The organism is Burkholderia ambifaria AMMD (assembly GCF_000203915.1).
GTDB lineage: Bacteria > Pseudomonadota > Gammaproteobacteria > Burkholderiales > Burkholderiaceae > Burkholderia > Burkholderia ambifaria.
The window spans coordinates 1,684,864-1,704,375 of the sequence record NC_008391.1 but is presented as its reverse complement, the minus strand read 5'-3'; the positions used below and the strand labels follow the sequence as shown (position 1 = coordinate 1,704,375).

Sequence of the window (19,512 nt, the reverse complement as noted above, 5' to 3'; positions counted from 1 at the left end):
GGGGGCGCGGGCGCACCCCGCGCATACCTCAGCCCACGGCAGGAATCAAATCAGCGCCGGTTGCAGCGGCGCGCGGTGCTCGCGAACCTTGACGATCCGGTATTCGTTGCGAAGCCCTTCGTCGGTGATGATCTGCGTTTGACGCAGATCGACGATCAGCACGTCGCCCTTTCCGAAGCGCTCGCCGGCATCGACCTTCGCGATGAACTGCTCGTCGTCCAGTGCGGCAAAGAACGCCGACGTGCCGTCGTGCACGCGCCATTTGTTGCCGTCCTTGAACACGACGGATTCGAGCTTCAGCATCTTGAGCGCGATGGTGTCGGTGACCACTTCGCCGGGATCGTCGCTGCTCGCGAACGTATCGAGTTCGTCGCACTCGATCGAGAGTTCCACGGTGTCGTCGCGCACGATGCCGAAGCGGTCGATGCCGTCGCGTTCGAGCGGCGACAGCACTTTCTGCAGGTTCACGCGAATGGCCCGGTTCCGATACAGCCGGACGATCGGTTCATCGACGACGAAGCATTCCTGCTCCGAGATCCAGATCCTGACGTTCGTTCCGTCCGGCTCGGTGCGATGCGGTTTGCGCCCACGCAGCGTGCGGATGAGGCCGATCAGGCCGCCGCCTCCGACGATCCCCAGTGCAGCGAGGATCGCCAGCGCGTTGCTGAACGCATTGGCGCTCGGCCCTGCGAACAGATCGCGGATCTGGCTCGCGAGCGACTGCACGAAGATCAGTTCGGCGTGGAACGAGCCGGCCTTGAAGCTGCCCCTGACCTCGAGATGTACCTCGGCGTGCTCGCCATTGAGTTCCTTGTTCGCGCACGAGAACAGGTCGGCGATTGCGAGCAGCACCGGTGCGAGGTCGCGTACGTCCATCCGGTGCTCGCCGAGCGCGGGCCCATCGTAGACGATGTTGAACGGCTGGTGATTGCTCGCGCCGCCGGGCTTTCCCGCCGGACCGGACGTTCTCGCGATCATGCGCGGGCTCCTTGCGTGCAAGTCACGACGACGCCCGGGCGGGCGATAGGACGCAGCGCGGAGAGCACGCGGATCGGGCGGACGGAAGAAGTGTTCATGCGCAGGCAACCGGAGCGGGGTGGAACGCTCAATCTAGCGGGTGGCAGCGCAACGAGAAATCGGACTTGGACGAAATTGCCGAACGGTATGACGTTCGGCCGACGCGGGATCGACATCGCGCACATGAAGCATGTCGACATCGCGCGCGGGAAGGAGGCGACGCGGACACGGCGGAGAGGGGTACCGGCCCGCGTCGTGACCGCCCGGTTCCGGCCGGGCGGTCAGGGCCTGTCACGAACGCGACAGGCCCTGAACCATCAAACAGCCAGGCACAGGTACTTGATCACGACGTAGTCGTCGATGCCGTAGTGCGAGCCTTCGCGGCCGAGGCCCGACTGCTTGACGCCGCCGAACGGCGCGACTTCGTTCGAGATCAGGCCCGTGTTCACGCCGACCATCCCGTATTCGAGCGCTTCGGCGACCTTCCACACGCGGCCGATGTCGCGACTGAAGAAGTAGGCGGCCAGGCCGAACTCGGTGTCGTTCGCGAGGCGGATCACCTCGTCGTCGCTGCTGAATTTGAACAGCGGCGCGAGCGGCCCGAACGTCTCTTCCTTCGCGACCTTCATCGCCGGCGTGACACCCGTCAGCACGGTCGGCTCGAAGAAGCCGTGGCCGAGCGCATGGCGCTTGCCGCCCGTCACGACGGTCGCGCCCTTCGCGAGCGCGTCCTCGATGTGCGCCTCGACCTTCAGCACGGCCGCTTCGTTGATCAACGGACCCTGCGTGACGCCCGGCTCCGTGCCGCGCCCAACCTTCAACTGGCCGACCGCAGCCGCGAGCTTCTGCGCGAACTGGTCGTACACGGCTTCGTGCACGTAGAAGCGATTCGTGCACACGCACGTCTGGCCGCTGTTACGGTACTTCGACGCGATTGCGCCCTGCACGGCCGCATCGAGATCGGCATCGTCGAACACGATGAACGGCGCATTGCCGCCGAGCTCCAGCGACACCTTCTTGACCGTCGCCGCGCATTGCGCCATCAGCAGGCGGCCGACCGGCGTCGAGCCGGTGAACGACAGCTTGCGCACGATCGGGTTCGACGTCAGCTCGCCGCCGATTGCCTTCGGGTCGCCCGTGACGACGCTGAACACGCCGGCCGGCACGCCCGCGCGCTCGGCCAGCACGGCCATCGCGAGCGCGGAGAACGGCGTCGCCTCGGCCGGCTTCACGACGATCGGGCAGCCTGCCGCGAGCGCCGGGCCGACCTTGCGGGTGATCATCGCAGCCGGGAAGTTCCACGGCGTGATCGCCGCGCACACGCCGATCGCTTCCTTCGTCACGACGATGCGCTTGTCGCTCGCCGGCGTCGGGATCGTGTCCCCGTACACGCGCTTGCCTTCTTCCGCGAACCACTCGAGGAACGATGCCGCGTAGCCGATCTCGCCCTTCGCCTCGGCCAGCGACTTGCCCTGCTCGGTGGTCAGGATCAGCGCGAGGTCGTCGGCGTTTTCCATCATCAGGTCGTGCCACTTGCGCAGGATCGCCGCGCGCTCCTTCGCGGTCTTCTTGCGCCACGCCGGCCATGCGGCGTTCGCGGCGTCGATCGCGTGACGCGTCTCGGCCGTGCCCATCGCCGGCACGGTGCCGAGCAGGCCGCCGGTCGCCGGGTTGCGGACTTCGAACGACTCGCCGTTCGCCGCGCCTTGCCATTCGCCGTTGACGTACGCCTGCTGGCGGAACAGCGACGGGTCTTTCAGTGCCAGGGTTTCCTGAACCGTGCTCATATGAATAGCCTGCTTTGAAAAAGGACGGATGAAACGGCCGCCGCCGTCATGAAGACGGCGGCGGCGCAATCAGTGGAAGACAGCGGGAACTCAGGCCGGCACGCCGACCGTCTCCTTCAGCACTTCCTCGAGGATCACGAGCGCTTCGTCGAACACGGCCTGCGGAATCGTCAGCGGGAACAGGAAGCGCACGACGTTCGAGTACACGCCGCATACGAGCAGCAGCAGCCCGCGCTCGAGCGCACGCGCCTGCACGCGCTTCGTGAAGTCGGCGTCCGGCTCGCCCGAACCCGGCTTCAGGAACTCGACCGCGACCATCGCGCCCGGGCCGCGCACATCGGCGATCTGCGGCACGTCGGCCTGCAGCGAATTCAGCTTCGCCTTCAGCACGTCGCCGAGTTGCGTCGCGCGCTCGCACAGTTTCTCTTCGTCGATGATCTCGAGCACCGCGTGCGCCGATGCGACCGCCAGCGGGTTGCCCGCGTAGGTGCCGCCGAGGCCGCCGGGAGCCGCCGCGTCCATCACGTCGGCACGGCCGACGACGCCCGACAGCGGCATGCCGCCCGCGAGGCTCTTCGCCATCGTGATCAGGTCGGCCAGCACGTCGTAGTGCTGCATCGCGAACAGCTTGCCGGTGCGGGCGAAGCCCGTTTGCACTTCGTCGGCGATCAGCAGGATGCCGTGTTCGTTACAGATCTTGCGCAGCGCGCGCACGAACTCGGCCGGCGCCGGGTAGAAGCCGCCTTCGCCCTGGACCGGTTCGAAGATGATCGCGGCGACGCGCTTCGGATCGATGTCGGCCTTGAACAGCATCTCGATCGCCTTGATCGAGTCGGCCGTGCTCACGCCGTGCAGCGCGTTCGGGTACGGGGCGTGGAACACGTCGCCCGGGAACGGGCCGAAGTTCAGCTTGTACGGGGCGACCTTGCCGGTCAGCGCCATGCCCATCATCGTGCGGCCGTGGAAGCCGCCCGAGAACGCGATGACACCCGGACGGCCGGTCGCGGCGCGTGCGATCTTGATCGCGTTTTCGACGGCTTCGGCGCCGGTCGTGAAGAAGGCCGTCTTTTTCGGGAAGTCGCCCGGCGCGCGTCCGTTGATCTTCTCGGCCAGCTCGACGTACGACGCGTACGGGACGATCTGGTAAGCGGTGTGCGTGAAGCTATTCAGTTGCTCCGTGATCGCCTTGACGATCTTCGGGTGGCGATGGCCCGTGTTCAGCACCGCGATGCCGGCGGCGAAATCGATGAAGCGGCGGCCTTCGACATCCCACAGCTCCGCATTCTCGGCGCGGGCTGCGTAGAAATCACACATCACGCCGACGCCGCGCGGGGTGGCGGCGTTCTTGCGGGCCTGCAGGTCGGCATTCTTCACGGTCATCTCCTTGATGTCTGTCCGGTGGGATAAAAATCGGCCGCGTTGGCAGCCCATGGAGGCGACTATAATCACATTTGGCTCTGACAATCAGAGCCATTTCAATAAATAATCAGGAGCCAATCATGCGCGCAAGCGTGTTGTCGGACTGGCTGGCGCAGCGCCTCGTGCGTGGCGGCGAACAGCCGATCTACCGACAGCTGCATCGGCTGCTGCAGCAGGCGATCCTGTCGCGCGAACTGCCGGCCGGCACGCGCGTGCCGTCGTCGCGGCTGCTCGCGGCCGAGCTCGGGATCGCCCGCAACACGGTCACGCAGGTTTACGAACAGCTTGCGCTCGAAGGCTATGTGAACTCGGCCACTGGGCGCGGCACGTTCGTCGCCGACAGCGCGCCGGACGAAATCGTCGGCGCCCCGCCCGATCCGGCCGCGGGCCCGGCGCTGGTGCCATCGTCGGCACGGCGGCTGTCCGTGCGCGGCACGCGGCTCGTCGAAGGCGCGGGCGTGTCGAAGCGCCAGGGCGGCGCGTTCATGCCGGGCGTGCCCGATGTGTCGCGCTTTCCGGCGCGCGTGTGGACGCGGCTGCACAACAAGTACTGGCGGCGCCTGCGCCCGGACCTGCTGACCTACGCGCCGGGCGGCGGGCTCGCGCTGTTGCGCGAGGCGCTGGCCGACTACCTGCGCACGTCGCGCTCGGTGCGCTGCACGCCCGAGCAGATCGTGATCACGACCGGCATCCACCAGTCGATCGACCTCGCGGTGCGGCTGCTGACCGATCCGGGCGACGCCATCTGGACCGAGGATCCGTGCTACTGGGGCGTGCGCAGCGTGCTGAACGTGTCGGGGCTGACCACGCGGCCGATTCCGGTCGACGACGAGGGGATCGCGCCATCGGCCGCCGATCTGGCCGAGCCGCCGAAGCTCATGCTCGTCACGCCGTCGCACCAGTATCCGCTCGGGATGGTGATGAGCCTCGCGCGGCGGCGGATGCTGCTCGAATACGCGCGCCAGCACGGCTGCTGGATCATCGAGGACGACTACGACAGCGAGTTCCGCTACGGCAGCCGGCCGCTCGCGTCGCTGCAGGGGCTCGATACGGCCGGGCAGGTGATCTACGTCGGCAGTTTCGGCAAGACGCTGTTCCCGGGGCTGCGGGTCGGCTATCTGGTCGCGCCGGAGCCGCTCGCGGAAAGCTTCGCGACCGCGAGCGCCGAGCTGTACCGCGAGGGTCAGCTGCTGCAGCAGGCCGTGCTCGCCGAGTTCATCGCGGAAGGGCACTTCGTGTCGCATATCCGCAAGATGCGCACGCTGTACGGACAGCGCCGCGAGGTGCTGCTCGATGCGGTCGCGCGCCGCTACGGCGATACGCTGCACGCACTCGGCAGCGACGCCGGGCTGCATCTCGTCACGCGGCTGCCGGACGGGGTCGACGATCGCGCGGTCGCGCAGGCCGCGCTCGAACGCAATATCGTCGTGCGGCCGCTGTCCGGCTATTACGCGGAACGCGAACGCGCGGCGTCGGGGTTGCTGCTCGGCTATGCGTGCGTGCCGGAAGACGAAATCGCGACGGCGTTCGCGACGCTCGCCGAGGCGATCGACGAGCGGGCGTTCGGCGAGATCGTTGCGCCGGCTTGACGGGGGCGTTGCGACGGCGCTGTCGCGGCGTGGTGCAGGATGTCGAGACGCGGCCGGCGCATGCGTTGCGCGGCGCGCCTCTGCTCGCTCAAAGTCGGATCAGCGCCGCGCCCGCGACCACCAGCGCGCATGCGGCGAGCCGCTGCGCGCCGGGCCGCTCGCGCATCACGAACCAGCCGATCGCGACCGCGAAGATCGAGCTCGTCTCGCGCAGCGCCGACACCGTCGCGACCGGCAGATGCCGGTACGCGAGGATCACGATGCCGTACGCGGCGAGCGAGATCGTGCCGGCGATCGCGCCCTGCGTGAGCGCGGTGCGCGAACCGAGCACCGCGCGCGGGCCGCCGCGCAGCGCGCAGACCAGCACGAGCTGCGGCACGCTCCACAGCAGGTACACCCACGCGATGTAGCCGAGCGCGCTGCCGGACACGCGCGAGCCGACGCCGTCGCAGATCGAATACGCGGCAATGAACACGCCGGTGAGCAGCGCATACGGCACGCCTTCCCCGGAGAACCTGAAGCCGCGCCGCAGCGCGAGCGACATGATGCCGAACGACACCAGCGCGATACCCGCGAAGCCGAACGGGGTCGGCTGCTCGTGCAGCGCTGCCAGCGCGAGCACCGACACGAGCAGCGGCGAAATCCCGCGCGCGATCGGATAGATCTGGCCGAACTCGCCGTTGCGGTACGCACGCGCGAGCGTGAAACAGTAGGCGACCTCGAGCGCGGCCGACGCGGCGATGTACGGCCACGCGGCGCGCGCCGGCGCGGGCAGCAGCGCGGCGCCCGCCGCGCCGAATGCGAGATACGGCAGCGACATCGTGCCGAGCTGCACGAGCCGGTCCTCGCTGACATGCAGGAACGCATTCCAGATGGCGTGCAGCAGCGCGGAGCACAGCACGAGGCCGATGAAGAGGTGATCCATGAGCGAAGAGAGGGGCGGGAGCGGCGGGCGCCGTCAATTATGTGGGTATCGGGCGCGCTCGCGCGGAATTGTCGATAATGGAACGTTGTTATTCACCGGATGCCGACGATGACCGAAGCCACCCTTACCCCGCCCGCCGTTCCGCGCCTCACGAGCCTGTCGCACGGGGGCGGCTGCGGCTGCAAGATCGCGCCGGGCGTGCTGTCCGAGCTGCTGAAGCGGGCGACGCCGCCGGCGTTGTTCCCGGATCTGCTGGTCGGCACCGAGACCTCCGACGACGCGGCCGTCTACCGGCTGAACGACGAGCAGGCGATCGTCGCGACGACCGACTTCTTCATGCCGATCGTCGACGATCCGTTCGACTTCGGCCGCATCGCGGCGACCAACGCGCTGTCGGACGTCTACGCGATGGGCGGCAAGCCGATACTCGCGCTCGCGCTGGTCGGGATGCCGATCAACGTGCTGCCGCACGAGACGATCGCGGCGATCCTGCGCGGCGGTGAATCGGTGTGCGCGGAGGCCGGCATTCCGGTCGCGGGCGGCCATTCGATCGATTCGGTCGAGCCGATCTACGGACTCGCGGCGATCGGCGTCGTGCATCCGTCGCGCGTGAAGCGCAACGCGGCCGCGCGCGCGGGCGACGTGCTCGTACTCGGCAAGCCGCTCGGCGTCGGCGTGCTGTCGGCCGCGCTGAAGAAGAACCAGCTCGACGCCGCGGGCTACGCGCAGATGGTCGCCACCACCACCAAGCTGAACCGGCCGGGCGCCGAGCTCGCCGCGCTGCCGGGCGTGCATGCGCTGACCGACGTCACGGGATTCGGGCTGCTCGGCCACACGCTCGAGCTCGCACGCGGCGCGAACCTCACCGCACGCGTGCATTACGCGTCGCTGCCGTGGCTCGCGGGCGTCGAGGCATTCGTCGCCGACGGCGTGTTCACCGGTGCGTCGGGCCGCAACTGGGCCGCGTACGGCACCGATGTCCGACTCGCCGACGGGCTGCCGCCCGTCGCGCAGGCACTGCTGACCGATCCGCAGACGTCGGGCGGTCTGCTGGTCGCGTGTGCGCCGGAAGCGGTCGACGACGTGCTCGCCTGCTTCCGCGCCGACGGTTTCGACCGCGCGGCCGTGATCGGCGAGATGGTGGACGGGCCGTCGCGCGTCGACGTTGCCTGACGCCGCATTCACACCGCGGATCATTTTGACGTGGTTAGAATCGATGCCTTCCGTCGAAGGCATCGAGGACCGGTGAACGATTTCCTGTTCGGGCTGACGATCGCGCTGTCGGTCGGGCCCGTTGCGCTGATGATCGCGAACTACGGCATGCGTGCCGGTACGGCTACCGGCGTGCGCGCGGCGGTGGGCGTTGCCGCTGCCGACGGCTGCTATGCGGTCCTTGCGTTCACGCTCGGCGCGCTGCTCGCGAGTACGCTCGCGTCGCAGCTGTGGCTGTTTCGCACCGTCGGCGCGCTCGTGCTGCTCGCGATGGGCGCCCGCATGCTGTGGCACGCGTTACGGGACCGGCGCCGCACGCTCGACGGCGATGCGCCGCCGCCGGGCATTCGTCCGTTCACGTCGATGTTTGTCGTCACGCTCGCGAATCCGCTGACTATCCTGCTGTTCTACGGCTATGCAACGGTCGCCGCCGGTGCGCATCGGCACTGGCTGACCAGTGCCGCGTGCGTGTTTGCGGGCAGCCTCGCGGGGCAGCTCGTGTTCGCGTTCGGTGGCAGCGCGATCGGGCGTTTCGTGAAGTCGCCGGCGTGGCTGGCGGCAAGCCATGTGGTCGCCGCGCTGGTCGTGCTCGGCTATGGTGTGGCGGGGCTCGTGCGCGTGTAACGGCGAGAGGCGGCCGACGTCGCACGTGGCGGCCAATCCGATAGCATTCCTGATGTTTGTGGTGCAACGGCGACCGTGCGGTTTCCATCACGCAACACGCCTCTCTTCGCACGAAACACCGCCCGCCGTTTCGTAGTCGGGTTCCGCATCGCGCAGGCGCGTTCTATACTCCTCGCGCAGTCTCCGACAGCCGTTCTCACCCAACATCCCGAAACAAGGAACGCCGATGCTGACTCGCTCCATCCTTTCCGCCGCCGCATTCTCGCTCGCGGCCTGTGCGACCGCGCCGTCGATCGCGCAGGACAACCCCGGCAACAACGCGGGCAACGCCGCATTCGCCGAGACCGGTGCACAGGGCCGCCCGGTCAAGGTCATGATCATCACGATGTTCGGTCCCGAGGGCCAAGCGTGGCTCGACCGCATCGGCCCGTGGCGCGACATCGCCGTGCCCGGCCTGTCACCTGACTACCCGAACGTCCACTGCAACAAGCAGGACGTATGCGTGGTCACGACCGGCATGGGCTATGCGAATGCGTCGGCGACGATCATGGCGCTCACGTTCTCGCAGCGCTTCGACCTGCGCCGCACGTATTTCCTGATCTCGGGCATCGCGGGCGTCGACCCCGCGCAAGGCACGGTCGGCTCCGCCGCATGGTCGAAATATCTGGTCGATTTCAGCCTGCAGTGGGAGCTCGATGCGCGCGAGATTCCGGCCGGCTGGAACACGGGCTTTCTCGGCATCAACACGAAGAGTCCGAACGACAAGCCGCCGCTCGACTACCGCACCGAAGTGTTCCAGCTCAATCCGCAGCTGACTGACGCCGCGTATGCGCTGTCGCGCAACGTCGTGCTCGCCGACAGCGCGCAGGCCCAGGCCGCGCGCGCGAAGTTCACGTATGCGCCGGCGAACCGGCCGCCGACGGTGATCCAGTGCGACACGTCATCGGGCAACACGTGGTTCTCGGGCACGCTGATCGGCGAGCGCGCGCGCCAGTGGACGAAGATCCTGACCGACGGCAAGGGCACCTACTGCATGACCGCGCAGGAAGACAACGCGACGTTTGAAGCGCTCAAGCGCGCGGCGAGCGTGAAGCGGGTCGACCTGTCGCGCGTCGCGGTGCTGCGCACGGGGTCCGACTTCGACCGGCCGTATGCGGGGCAGACGAGCGCGGACAACCTGCTGAACTACGCGGACCAGGGGGGCTTCGCGCCGGCGACCGAGAACCTGTACCGCGCGGGCAATCCGCTCGTCCAGGACATCGTCACGCACTGGGGCGAGTGGCGTGACGGCGTGCCGCGCCGTTGACGGCAGCACGACGGCATCAGCGAGACGTCGACGTGGCGGTCAGTGCGACGACCGCGGCGCCGAACGGAACGGCGTCCAGACCGGCGTGGTGTCGTCCCAATGATCGAGCGGCGAAGGAAGTTGATCGTTCATCACAGGCTCCTGCAACTGACTAGCTAATTGACTCACTCATCGCGTGTTCGACAGCGATGTCACGACGCCGCGCACCGGTTCATCCGCTGCGCGGCGTTGCACGTTTACCGGCCCCCGCCTGCGAGCTGGTTGCTTTCCGGCATCGAGCGATACGGGCCTTGCGCGAGTTCGAGCCCTTGCGGATACGAATTCGCCTTGCGCAGCCAGGCCAGCGTGCCGTCGCGGCGCGCCTGCGCGACTTCCGCGCTGACTTCGGCGCGGGTGCGCGGACCATTGTTGTGTTGCGTGTACGACGACGCGTTGCCGTAATCGCCGGCTTGCGGGGTGTTCGTATCGGCGAAGGCCGGTGCGGACACGGCGAGTGCGAGGGCGAGCGCGGAAAGAAGATGGCGGCGGTTCATGACGTAACTCCTGTGTTGGTCGGAGTTGGCGCGCGGGCGCTGGCTCCGGTCCCGTCAAACGGGGCTGTTCGATGCGCAACGAGGTGCGCGACAGGGTTTACTCTAGGTGTCCGCCGGGTTGCGATAAATGGCGCAGCCGCGAATTGAATTGTCGTCAGCGCGGAACAATCGCATTCCACACGGCCATCAGGGCGGCGAACCGCGCCCCGCAGCCCCATGCCGCAAGGGCGACAGCGGTGCGACGCGTATCGCGCGTGGGCTGATGCGATTGTCCTTGCCGGCGCAAAGGTCTCTTCTGTGCCGCGCATCGAATGCTCGCGCGTCAGACCGCTTCGATCCGGTAGCCGAGCGTGTAGACCGCGCTGAGACGCACACCGTTCGACGGTTGAAGCGCGAGTTTCGTGCGCAGTCGGTAGATGTGCGTGTCGAGGCTGCGGGACGCGCCGGCCATGTCGCGTCCCCAGAGCGAACGGATCAGCGCTTCGCGCGGCATGATGCGGCCGAAATGGCGAAACAGCAGGACGGCGAGTTCGAATTCGCGCGGCGTCAGCTTCACCGGGGTGCCGTGCACCCATATCTCACGCGCCTTCGTATCGATCCGGTAGATGCCGATGTCCAGCACGTCCTGCTGGATATCGCCGCCCTGATAGGCGCGGCGCAGCAATGCGTTGATGCGCGCCAGCAATTCGAAACGATTGATCGGCTTGATCATGTAGTCGTCGGCGCCCGCCGTGATCGCGGAAAAAACCTCGTTTTCGTGCGCGCGGATCGTCAGGAACAGGATCGGCAGCGTGCCGCCGATCCGCTCGCGTGCCCATTTGAGCACTTCGAAGCCGGACAGGCCCGGTACCTCCCAGTCCAGGATCAGCAGATCGACGACCGTGCGTTCGAGATGGCGGATCGCCTCATGACCGTTGCCGACGGAATGCACGCTGTGTCCCGCCTCTCCCAGTATCGAATTGATGAGTTCGACATACGTCGTGTCGTCCTCGAGATATAGAACGTGCATGGTGGGTGCACCTATTTGTCGCGTGTGGTGATATCGAGCCGGACGCAACGCGGATAAGGCGGATTCGCGCCCAGCTTGGAGCCGGATGTCGGCCGGCGATCCGCGGCGCATGTTCGCATGGGTCCGATTCGGGAAATTGTCAACAATTCTGAACGCGGCGGCCATGAACATGGAAGCTTCGGATCGAGTGTCGTAGCATTTTAGTAATCCAAATCAATGGGATTCTGGAGGAGTTGCTCGGGGAGGATGGTCATGCTGGTGTACAAGTCGTTCATGGAAAAGAAGGCGCTGCTCGAGGAGCAACTGGTTCGGGAGCGACTCGCGATTGCGACGATGGTGTTGCTCGAAATCCGGCAGTGCATCGAGGAATTCGGATTTGGCGTCAAGGACGTGTTTCCCGCCCAGAGCGGTGCGCCGGGGAAGCGGCGACGGGTGAAATACTTCAACCCGGAAACGGGGCAGGCCTGGTCGGGAGTGGGGCGGGAACCGGTATGGTTGCGCGGTCAGGATCGAGACCGGTTTCTGATCGACTCGGAATCGCATGAGCAACCTGAAGATGAGGAATCCTGATCGTGAAGTCGATAAAAAAACATCGAATGGCCATCGAGGGTGCCCGCGCCGCTTGCCGGGTCGATGCGGCCGCGAATCGTTGGCAATCCAACGCCCGGGGGCGGAGATCGGCCGCGCGATCGACGGAACCTCGTCGAAAATGGAACCGGTTCCAGATATTACAATTTGATTATATCAGTTCTCGCAATGGTCACCCCGGTTGCGGCTCCCGGCGCATGGGAAGGGGGCGCCGATGATCGCGGACGTGAACCAGCCGGACGGCGGGGACCTCATGCCCGAGCGCATTTGCGTCGGCGTCGGCGTGACGCGCGAGATCATCGAAGTGTGCGCTTCGTCGATGCGACTCGTGTTCGGCTACCGGAACGAGACGTTCGGCATCGAATCGTTGACCGATGCGATTGCCGAGTGGTCACCGGCGCTCGTGGTGGTGGAATCGGCCGGCGGCTACGAGTGCGAAGCGGCGTGCGCGCTGCAGGCGGCACGCTTGCCGGTGGCGGTCGTTCACCTGCATCAGGCCCGTGCGTTCGTCGCGCGATCGCTGGACTTGCCGCTCGAGGGGAAAGGGGCCCATGCGCGCATGATGACGGAACTGGCGTGCATACTCGATGACGCGCCGTCGAGCGCCCGGTTTGCCGAGCCGCTTGCCGACCCGCAACTGCAGCATGTCCAGGCGCTGGTGCAGCGCCGGCGGCAACTCGCGCGCACGCTGATGGCGGAATATCAGCTGCTGGCTCGATGCCACCCGAGCGTACGCGGCGGGATCGAGCAGACCATCGCGTTCCTCAGCAACCAGATCGGCGTGGTTGAACGTCACTGTGGACGGCAGGTTCGCGGGCAGCGCGTCGGCGCGGCGAGGGCGCTCGCGCGGGTGGTGAGGCGGTCCGGCCGCGCCGCGCGCTCGTCAGGCCGGTGAGCGCGCGGATGAAGCGTAGAGGGCAAGCGGAGCGCTTGCCCCACCGTTGCTCTTTACGCGACCCACTCGTTGATGACCGGCGTGTCGAGCACCGGCGCGCGCTCGGCTTCCTCGAACGTGCGCTTGCTGCACGTCGCGTCGAGGCTGCCCTTGCCGCTCAGCAGCGGGCAGCGGTCGAACACTTCGGCGATCCAGTCGACGAACACGCGCACCTTCGGCGACAGGTGCCGGCTGTGCGGATACACGACGGAGATCGGCATTGGCAGCGGCTTCAGGCCGGGCAGCACTTCCTTGAGCCGGCCGTCGCGCAGGTGCGGCAGCACCATGAACAGCGGCGGCTGGATCAGCCCGAAGCCTTCGAGCCCGCATGTCACGTACGCGTCGGCGTCGTTGACCGACACGATCGCGTTCATCTTGACCTCGACTTCCTTGCCGTCGGTCAGGAACGTCCAGTCGATCGTGCGGCCCGTGCGGCTCGAGAAGTAATTGACGGCCTTGTGATCGCTCAGGTCCTCGATCGTCTGCGGTTCGCCGTACTTCTCCAGATACGCGGGCGCCGCGACCGAAACGCATTCGAACAGGCCGACGCGGCGCGCGACGAGCGACGAGTCCTGCAGCGCACCGACGCGGATCACGCAGTCGACGCCTTCCTGCAGCAGGTCGACCGGCCGGTCGGACAGGCCGAGCTGCAGATCGATGTCCGGATAGCGCGTATGGAATTCGCATAGGGACGGGATCACGAGCAGCCGCCCGATCGAGCCTGGCATGTCGATACGCAACTTTCCGTGCGGCTTGCGATTGTTTGCCTGGAAGCTCGCTTCGGTTTCCTCGACATCGGCGAGGATCCGCACGCACCTTTCGTAGTACGCGGCGCCGTCCGGCGTGAGCGACAGCCGGCGCGTGGTCCGGTGCATCAGGCGCACGCCGAGGAAAGCTTCCAGATTCTGGATGATCGTCGTGACGGACGCCCGCGGCAGGCCGAGCGTTTCTGCTGCCTTGGTGAAGCTGCTTGTATCGACGACGCGAGTAAACACCTGCATGGCCTGAAGCCGGTCCATCACAACCTCCGCAATCTTATGACCGGAACAACAAGGCTGCGCTACCTCATGGGTAAACGCAGCCTGGGATTGTTCGGGGGTGTTGAATTGTGTTGCCGGATTATAGGCATTTATCCCGATGTCTGCCGGACCCAGAATTCGTTCCATCTCGAAATGGATCCTGCATCGTCATGGACGCTTCTGAATTCAGCAAATTCCTGAAAGCCGCATTGCCCGCCGAAGCCAGAGCCGGCGCGGCACTGACGGTCGCGGAGGTGGAAATCCCCGGCTACGCGCAGGACATCTCGCTGCGCCTCTATCGGCGCGCGGACAAGACCGGACTGCCGGTAGTGCTTTACTTCCACGGCGGCGGTTTCGTGCGCGGCTCGCTCGACGACGCCGACTTCGCCGCGCGCTTTTTAGCAGAACGCTTACCAGCTCTCGTAGTGTCGGTCGATTATTCGCTCGCGCCGGCCTTTCCTTTCCCGGCCGCGCCGGAGGATGCGTATCGCGCCGCCGTGTGGGCCGCGACCCGCGCCCGCGCGTTCGGCGGCAATCCGAAGAAGATTGGCGTCGCGGGCCACGACGCGGGCGGCCAGCTCGCGAACTGTCTCGCGTTCATCGCGCGCGATCGCGGCGAAGTGTCGATCGCCGCGCAGGCGCTGTTCGGGCCGATGCTCGACCCGAGCATGACGCGCATCGGCGACGCCGAACGCCTGTCATCCGACATCACCGCGCGCGAATGCGCGGCCTGTTATCGCGCCTATCTGCCGCAGGCGGCGCAGCGCATGCACCCGTATGCGGCGCCGCTCGAATCGGTGCGCCTCGCGGGCCTGCCGCCGACGCTCGTAGTCACCGCGCAGAACGACGTGCTGCACGTCGAAGCGGAGAAATATGCGGGCTGCCTGATTTCATCGGGCGTGCTCACGCAGGTGATCCGCTACCCGGACGTCACGCACGCGGCGCTCGCGACGCACGAAGCCGCGCTCGAGGAAGCCGTCCGCTTCTTCCAGTGCCGCTTCCAGGCGCGCCAGCCGAACCGTTCCGAATAAACAGACCAATCCACGCTTACTGGAGATCCACATGGCCATCCTACGCACCTCCCGTTCCCGAATCGCCACCGCGGCGATCGTGACGCTCGCCGTCGTCGGCCTCGGCACGTTCGGCGCGATGCGCGTGAGCGCGAACGCGCCCGAAAAGGCGGCGGCACCGCTGCCCGAAGTCGACGTCGCGACCGTCGTGCCGCAGACCGTCACCGACTGGCAAAGCTATTCGGGCCGCCTCGAAGCGGTCGAGAAAGTCGACGTGCGCCCGCAGGTGTCGGGCACGATCGTCGCGGTGAACTTCAAGGACGGCGCGCTCGTGAAGAAAGGCGACGTACTGTTCGTGATCGATCCGCGCCCGTACCAGGCGGAAGTCGACCGTGCCGCGGCACAGCTCGCCGGCGCGCAGGCACGCAATGGCTACGCGCAGAGCGACTGGCAGCGCGCGCAGCGGCTGATCGGCGACAACGCGATCGCCAAGCGCGACTACGACGAGAAGCAGAACGCCGCGCGCGAGGCGAGCGCGAACCTGAAGGCCGCCGAAGCCGCGCTGGAAACGGCACGCATCAACCTCGGCTATACGCGGATCACGGCGCCGGTCTCGGGCCGCGTGTCGCGCGCGGAAATCACGCTCGGCAACGTCGTGTCGGCCGGTGCGTCGGCCGCGCCGCTGACGACGCTGGTGTCGGTGTCGCCGATCTACGCATCGTTCGACGCGGACGAGCAGACCTACCTGCAATACATCAACGGCGCGCGCAACGGCCGCAAGGTGCCGGTCGAGCTCGGTCTCGCGAACGAAACCGGCTACTCGCGCAGCGGCGAAATCGATTCGGTCGACAACCGGCTCGACACGTCGTCCGGGACGATCCGCGTGCGTGCACGCTTCGACAATGCGGACGGTGCGCTCGTGCCCGGCCTCTACGCGCGCGTGAAGGTGGGCGGCAGCGCGCCGCACCAGGCACTGCTCGTCGACGACGCGGCGATCAACACGGACCAGGACAAGAAGTTCGTGTTCGTCGTCGACCAGCAGGGCCGCGTGTCGTATCGCGAAGTGCAGCAGGGGATGCAGCACGGCAACCGGCGCGTCATCGTGAGCGGACTTTCCGCCGGCGACCGCGTGATCGTGAACGGCACGCAGCGCGTACGACCCGGCGAGCAGGTGAAGCCGCACATGGTCCCGATGACGGGCGGCGATGCGCCGTCCGCGCCGCTCGCGAGCACTGCGAAGCCGGCCGCACCGGCGAAGGCGGATTCGTAAGCGGCCCGCCGCTTCGCTTCCGCGTTCAACCAGACAGAGCAACCCATGAATATTTCCAAATTTTTTATCGACCGGCCGATCTTTGCAGGAGTCCTATCGGTGATCATCCTGCTCGGCGGGGTGATCGCGATGTTCCTGCTGCCGATTTCGGAGTATCCGGAAGTCGTGCCGCCTTCCGTGATCGTGAAGGCGCAATACCCGGGCGCGAACCCGAAAGTGATCGCCGAGACGGTCGCGTCGCCGCTTGAAGAGCAGATCAACGGCGTCGAGGACATGCTCTACATGCAGTCGCAGGCAAACAGCGACGGCAACATGACGATCACCGTCACGTTCAAGCTCGGCACCGATCCGGACAAGGCCACGCAGCTCGTGCAGAACCGCGTGAACCAGGCGCTGCCGCGCCTGCCGGAAGACGTGCAGCGGCTCGGCATCACCACGGTGAAGAGCTCGCCGACGCTGACGATGGTGGTCCACCTGATCTCGCCGGACAACCGCTACGACATGACCTACCTGCGCAACTACGCGCTGATCAACGTGAAGGATCGCCTGTCGCGGATCCAGGGCGTCGGCCAGGTGCAGCTGTGGGGTTCGGGCGACTACGCGATGCGCGTGTGGCTCGATCCGCAGAAGGTCGCGCAGCGCGGGCTGGCCGCCGAGGACGTCGTGCGGTCGATCCGCGAGCAGAACGTGCAGGTCGCGGCCGGCGTGATCGGCGCGTCGCCGTCGTTGCCGGGCACGCCGCTGCAGCTGTCCGTGAACGCGCGCGGCCGTCTGCAGACGGAAGACGAGTTCGGCGACATCGTCGTGAAGACGACGCCGGACGGCGGCGTCACGCATCTGCGCGACATCGCGCGCATCGAGCTCGACGCGTCCGAGTACGGGCTGCGCTCGCTGCTCGACAACAAGCCGGCCGTCGCGATGGCGATCAACCAGTCGCCGGGCGCGAACTCGCTGCAGATCTCCGACGAAGTGCGCAAGACGATGGCCGAGCTGAAGCAGGACATGCCGGCCGGTATCGACTACAAGATCGTCTATGACCCGACGCAGTTCGTGCGTTCGTCGATCAAGGCCGTCGTGCATACGCTGCTCGAGGCGATCGCGCTGGTCGTGATCGTCGTGATCGTGTTCCTGCAGACCTGGCGCGCGTCGCTGATTCCGCTGATCGCGGTGCCGGTGTCGATCATCGGCACGTTCTCGCTGCTGCTCGGCTTCGGCTATTCGATCAACGCGTTGTCGTTGTTCGGGATGGTGCTGGCGATCGGTATCGTGGTCGACGATGCGATCGTGGTGGTCGAGAACGTCGAGCGCAACATCGAAAGCGGGATGAACGCGCGGCAGGCGACCTACAAGGCGATGCAGGAAGTGAGCGGGCCGATCATCGCGATCGCGCTGACGCTCGTCGCCGTGTTCGTGCCGCTCGCGTTCATGTCGGGCCTGACCGGCCAGTTCTACAAGCAGTTCGCGATGACGATCGCGATCTCGACGGTGATCTCGGCGTTCAACTCGCTGACGCTGTCGCCGGCGCTGTCCGCGATCCTGCTGAAGGGTCATGGCGACAAGGAGGACTGGCTCACGCGCGTGATGAACCGCGTGCTCGGCGGTTTCTTCAAGCGCTTCAACAAGGTGTTCCATCGCGGCGCGGAGAACTACGGCCGCGGCGTGCGCGGCGTGCTGTCGCGCAAGACGCTGATGCTCGGCGTGTACCTCGTGCTGGTGGGCGCGACCGTGCTGGTGTCGAAGATCGTGCCGGGCGGTTTCGTGCCCGCGCAGGACAAGGAATACCTGATCGCGTTCGCGCAGCTGCCGAACGGCGCGTCGCTCGACCGCACCGAGAAGGTGATCCGCGACATGGGCTCGATCGCGTTGAAGCAGCCGGGCGTCGAGAGCGCGGTCGCGTTCCCGGGGCTGTCGGTGAACGGCTTCACGAACAGCTCGAGCGCGGGCATCGTGTTCGTCACGCTCAAGCCGTTCTCGGAACGGCACGGCAAGGCGCTGTCGGCCGGCGCGATCGCGGGTGCGCTGAACCAGCAGTACGGGGCGATCAAGGACTCGTTCGTCGCGGTGTTCCCGCCGCCGCCGGTGCTTGGCCTCGGCACGCTCGGCGGGTTCAAGATGCAGATCGAGGATCGTGGCGCAGTGGGCTACGCGAAGCTGTCGGACGCGACCAACGACTTCATCAAGCGCGCGCAGCAGGCGCCTGAACTGGGCCCGTTGTTTACGAGCTACCAGATCAACGTGCCGCAGCTCAACGTCGATCTCGACCGCGTGAAGGCGAAGCAGCTCGGCGTGCCGGTCACCGACGTGTTCAACACGATGCAGGTGTATCTCGGCTCGCTGTACGTGAACGACTTCAACCGCTTCGGGCGCGTGTACCAGGTGCGCGTGCAGGCCGATGCGCCGTTCCGCCAGCGCGCGGACGACATCCTGCAGCTGAAGACGCGCAACGACAAGGGTGAGATGGTGCCGCTGTCGTCGCTCGTCACGGTGACGCCGACGTTCGGCCCGGAAATGGTCGTGCGCTACAACGGCTACACGGCGGCCGACATCAACGGCGGCCCGGCGCCGGGCTTCTCGTCGGGGCAGGCGCAGGCCGCGGTCGAGCGCATCGCTCATGAAACGTTGCCGCGCGGCGTGCGGTTCGAGTGGACCGACCTCACGTACCAGCAGATCCTAGCGGGCGATTCGGCGATGTGGGTGTTCCCGATCAGCGTGCTGCTCGTGTTCCTGGTGCTCGCCGCGCTGTATGAAAGCCTGACGCTGCCGCTCGCGGTGATCCTGATCGTGCCGATGAGCATTCTGTCGGCACTCACGGGCGTGTGGCTCACGCAGGGCGACAACAACATCTTCACGCAGATCGGCTTGATGGTGCTGGTGGGGCTGTCGGCGAAGAACGCGATCCTGATCGTCGAATTCGCGCGCGAACTGGAGCATGACGGCAGGACGCCGCTCGAGGCCGCGATCGAGGCGAGCCGGCTGCGGCTGCGCCCGATCCTGATGACGTCGATCGCATTCATCATGGGCGTCGTGCCGCTCGTCACGTCGACGGGTGCGGGCTCGGAGATGCGGCATGCGATGGGTATCGCGGTGTTCTTCGGGATGCTCGGCGTGACGCTGTTCGGGCTGATGCTGACGCCGGTGTTCTACGTGGTGCTGCGCACGCTCGCGGGCGGCAAGATCCACGTCGCCGGGAAGGACTCCGCCGGCTATGGCGCGTCGGGTTCGGGCGTGCCGGCTACCGGCGTGCCGGCTTCGGATGCTTGAGGACAACAA

Annotated in this window: 16 protein-coding genes; 9 read left to right on the top strand and 7 right to left on the bottom strand. The window is 66.7% G+C overall.

All coding sequences use genetic code 11. The annotated features are described in order from the left end of the window. Nucleotides 1–45 precede the first annotated feature (45 nt). The 3 genes from BAMB_RS23600 to BAMB_RS23590 all read right to left on the bottom strand — a co-directional run bounded on the left by BAMB_RS23600 (nucleotide 46) and on the right by BAMB_RS23590 (nucleotide 4,184). The gene (locus BAMB_RS23600) at nucleotides 46–978 is read right to left on the bottom strand and encodes an LAPAL motif-containing putative phage structural protein (RefSeq protein ID WP_011659668.1); all 933 of its coding nucleotides are present in this window, start codon (nucleotides 976–978) and stop codon (nucleotides 46–48) included. A 356-nt stretch (nucleotides 979–1,334) separates the two neighbouring features. Beyond that, nucleotides 1,335–2,804, bottom strand: coding sequence for an NADP-dependent succinate-semialdehyde dehydrogenase (gene gabD, locus BAMB_RS23595; RefSeq protein ID WP_011659667.1), 1,470 nt, complete (start codon nucleotides 2,802–2,804; stop codon nucleotides 1,335–1,337). 90 nt (nucleotides 2,805–2,894) lie between these two features. Next, complete coding sequence (locus BAMB_RS23590; protein ID WP_045554962.1) at nucleotides 2,895–4,184, bottom strand: 4-aminobutyrate--2-oxoglutarate transaminase; 1,290 nt, start codon at nucleotides 4,182–4,184, stop codon at nucleotides 2,895–2,897. Between the two features lie 119 nt (nucleotides 4,185–4,303). Here BAMB_RS23590 and pdxR point away from each other — a divergent pair, with 119 nt between their 5' ends. Next, nucleotides 4,304–5,812 carry a MocR-like pyridoxine biosynthesis transcription factor PdxR gene (gene pdxR / locus BAMB_RS23585; protein ID WP_011659665.1) on the top strand — a complete coding sequence of 503 codons (1,509 nt, stop codon included), beginning with the start codon at nucleotides 4,304–4,306 and terminating at the stop codon, nucleotides 5,810–5,812. An 88-nt stretch (nucleotides 5,813–5,900) separates the two neighbouring features. On the opposite strand, the gene BAMB_RS23580 is transcribed toward pdxR, so the two are convergent. Continuing rightward, the gene (locus tag BAMB_RS23580) at nucleotides 5,901–6,737 is read right to left on the bottom strand and encodes a DMT family transporter (protein WP_011659664.1); all 837 of its coding nucleotides are present in this window, start codon (nucleotides 6,735–6,737) and stop codon (nucleotides 5,901–5,903) included. 108 nt (nucleotides 6,738–6,845) lie between these two features. Between BAMB_RS23580 and selD the strand changes: the two genes are divergently transcribed. From selD to BAMB_RS23565, 3 genes are all read left to right on the top strand, one after another. After that, nucleotides 6,846–7,910 (top strand): selenide, water dikinase SelD, encoded by a 1,065-nt coding sequence (gene selD / locus BAMB_RS23575; protein WP_012366916.1) that lies wholly within the window; start codon nucleotides 6,846–6,848, stop codon nucleotides 7,908–7,910. A gap of 72 nt (nucleotides 7,911–7,982) precedes the next feature. After that, nucleotides 7,983–8,573 carry a LysE family translocator gene (locus tag BAMB_RS23570; RefSeq protein ID WP_011659662.1) on the top strand — a complete coding sequence of 197 codons (591 nt, stop codon included), beginning with the start codon at nucleotides 7,983–7,985 and terminating at the stop codon, nucleotides 8,571–8,573. A gap of 226 nt (nucleotides 8,574–8,799) precedes the next feature. Next, on the top strand, nucleotides 8,800–9,879 hold the full coding sequence (locus BAMB_RS23565; protein ID WP_011659661.1) for a purine-nucleoside phosphorylase: 1,080 nt from the start codon (nucleotides 8,800–8,802) through the stop codon (nucleotides 9,877–9,879). Nucleotides 9,880–10,115: 236 nt separating this feature from the next. Here the strand turns inward: BAMB_RS23565 and BAMB_RS23560 are convergent, their stop codons facing one another. Then, nucleotides 10,116–10,412, bottom strand: a complete 297-nt coding sequence (locus BAMB_RS23560) for a DUF4148 domain-containing protein (RefSeq protein ID WP_011659660.1) — start codon at nucleotides 10,410–10,412, stop codon at nucleotides 10,116–10,118. Nucleotides 10,413–10,734: 322 nt separating this feature from the next. After that, the gene (locus BAMB_RS23555) at nucleotides 10,735–11,421 is read right to left on the bottom strand and encodes a response regulator transcription factor (RefSeq protein WP_011659659.1); all 687 of its coding nucleotides are present in this window, start codon (nucleotides 11,419–11,421) and stop codon (nucleotides 10,735–10,737) included. Between the two features lie 252 nt (nucleotides 11,422–11,673). On the opposite strand from BAMB_RS23555, the gene BAMB_RS23550 reads away from it, so the two are divergent. Both BAMB_RS23550 and BAMB_RS23545 read left to right on the top strand, forming a co-directional pair. After that, nucleotides 11,674–11,991: an H-NS histone family protein gene (locus BAMB_RS23550; protein WP_011659658.1), complete on the top strand. Its 318-nt coding sequence runs from the start codon at nucleotides 11,674–11,676 to the stop codon at nucleotides 11,989–11,991. Nucleotides 11,992–12,223: 232 nt separating this feature from the next. Then, a complete protein-coding gene (locus BAMB_RS23545) occupies nucleotides 12,224–12,904 on the top strand; it encodes a hypothetical protein (protein WP_011659657.1) in 681 nt (226 codons plus the stop codon). A 53-nt stretch (nucleotides 12,905–12,957) separates the two neighbouring features. On the opposite strand, the gene ceoR is transcribed toward BAMB_RS23545, so the two are convergent. Further along, a complete protein-coding gene (gene ceoR / locus BAMB_RS23540; RefSeq protein WP_006750356.1) occupies nucleotides 12,958–13,962 on the bottom strand; it encodes a putative multidrug efflux transcriptional regulator CeoR in 1,005 nt (334 codons plus the stop codon). Nucleotides 13,963–14,132: 170 nt separating this feature from the next. On the opposite strand from ceoR, the gene BAMB_RS23535 reads away from it, so the two are divergent. The 3 genes from BAMB_RS23535 to ceoB are packed head-to-tail and all read left to right on the top strand — an operon-like array spanning nucleotide 14,133 to nucleotide 19,503. Next, nucleotides 14,133–14,993, top strand: coding sequence for an alpha/beta hydrolase (locus BAMB_RS23535; protein ID WP_011659656.1), 861 nt, complete (start codon nucleotides 14,133–14,135; stop codon nucleotides 14,991–14,993). 31 nt (nucleotides 14,994–15,024) lie between these two features. Then, entirely contained in the window at nucleotides 15,025–16,242 is a 1,218-nt protein-coding gene (gene ceoA, locus BAMB_RS23530) for a multidrug efflux RND transporter periplasmic adaptor subunit CeoA (RefSeq protein ID WP_011659655.1), read from the top strand. A 45-nt stretch (nucleotides 16,243–16,287) separates the two neighbouring features. Continuing rightward, complete coding sequence (ceoB, locus tag BAMB_RS23525; protein ID WP_011659654.1) at nucleotides 16,288–19,503, top strand: multidrug efflux RND transporter permease subunit CeoB; 3,216 nt, start codon at nucleotides 16,288–16,290, stop codon at nucleotides 19,501–19,503. Nucleotides 19,504–19,512: the final 9 nt, after the last annotated feature.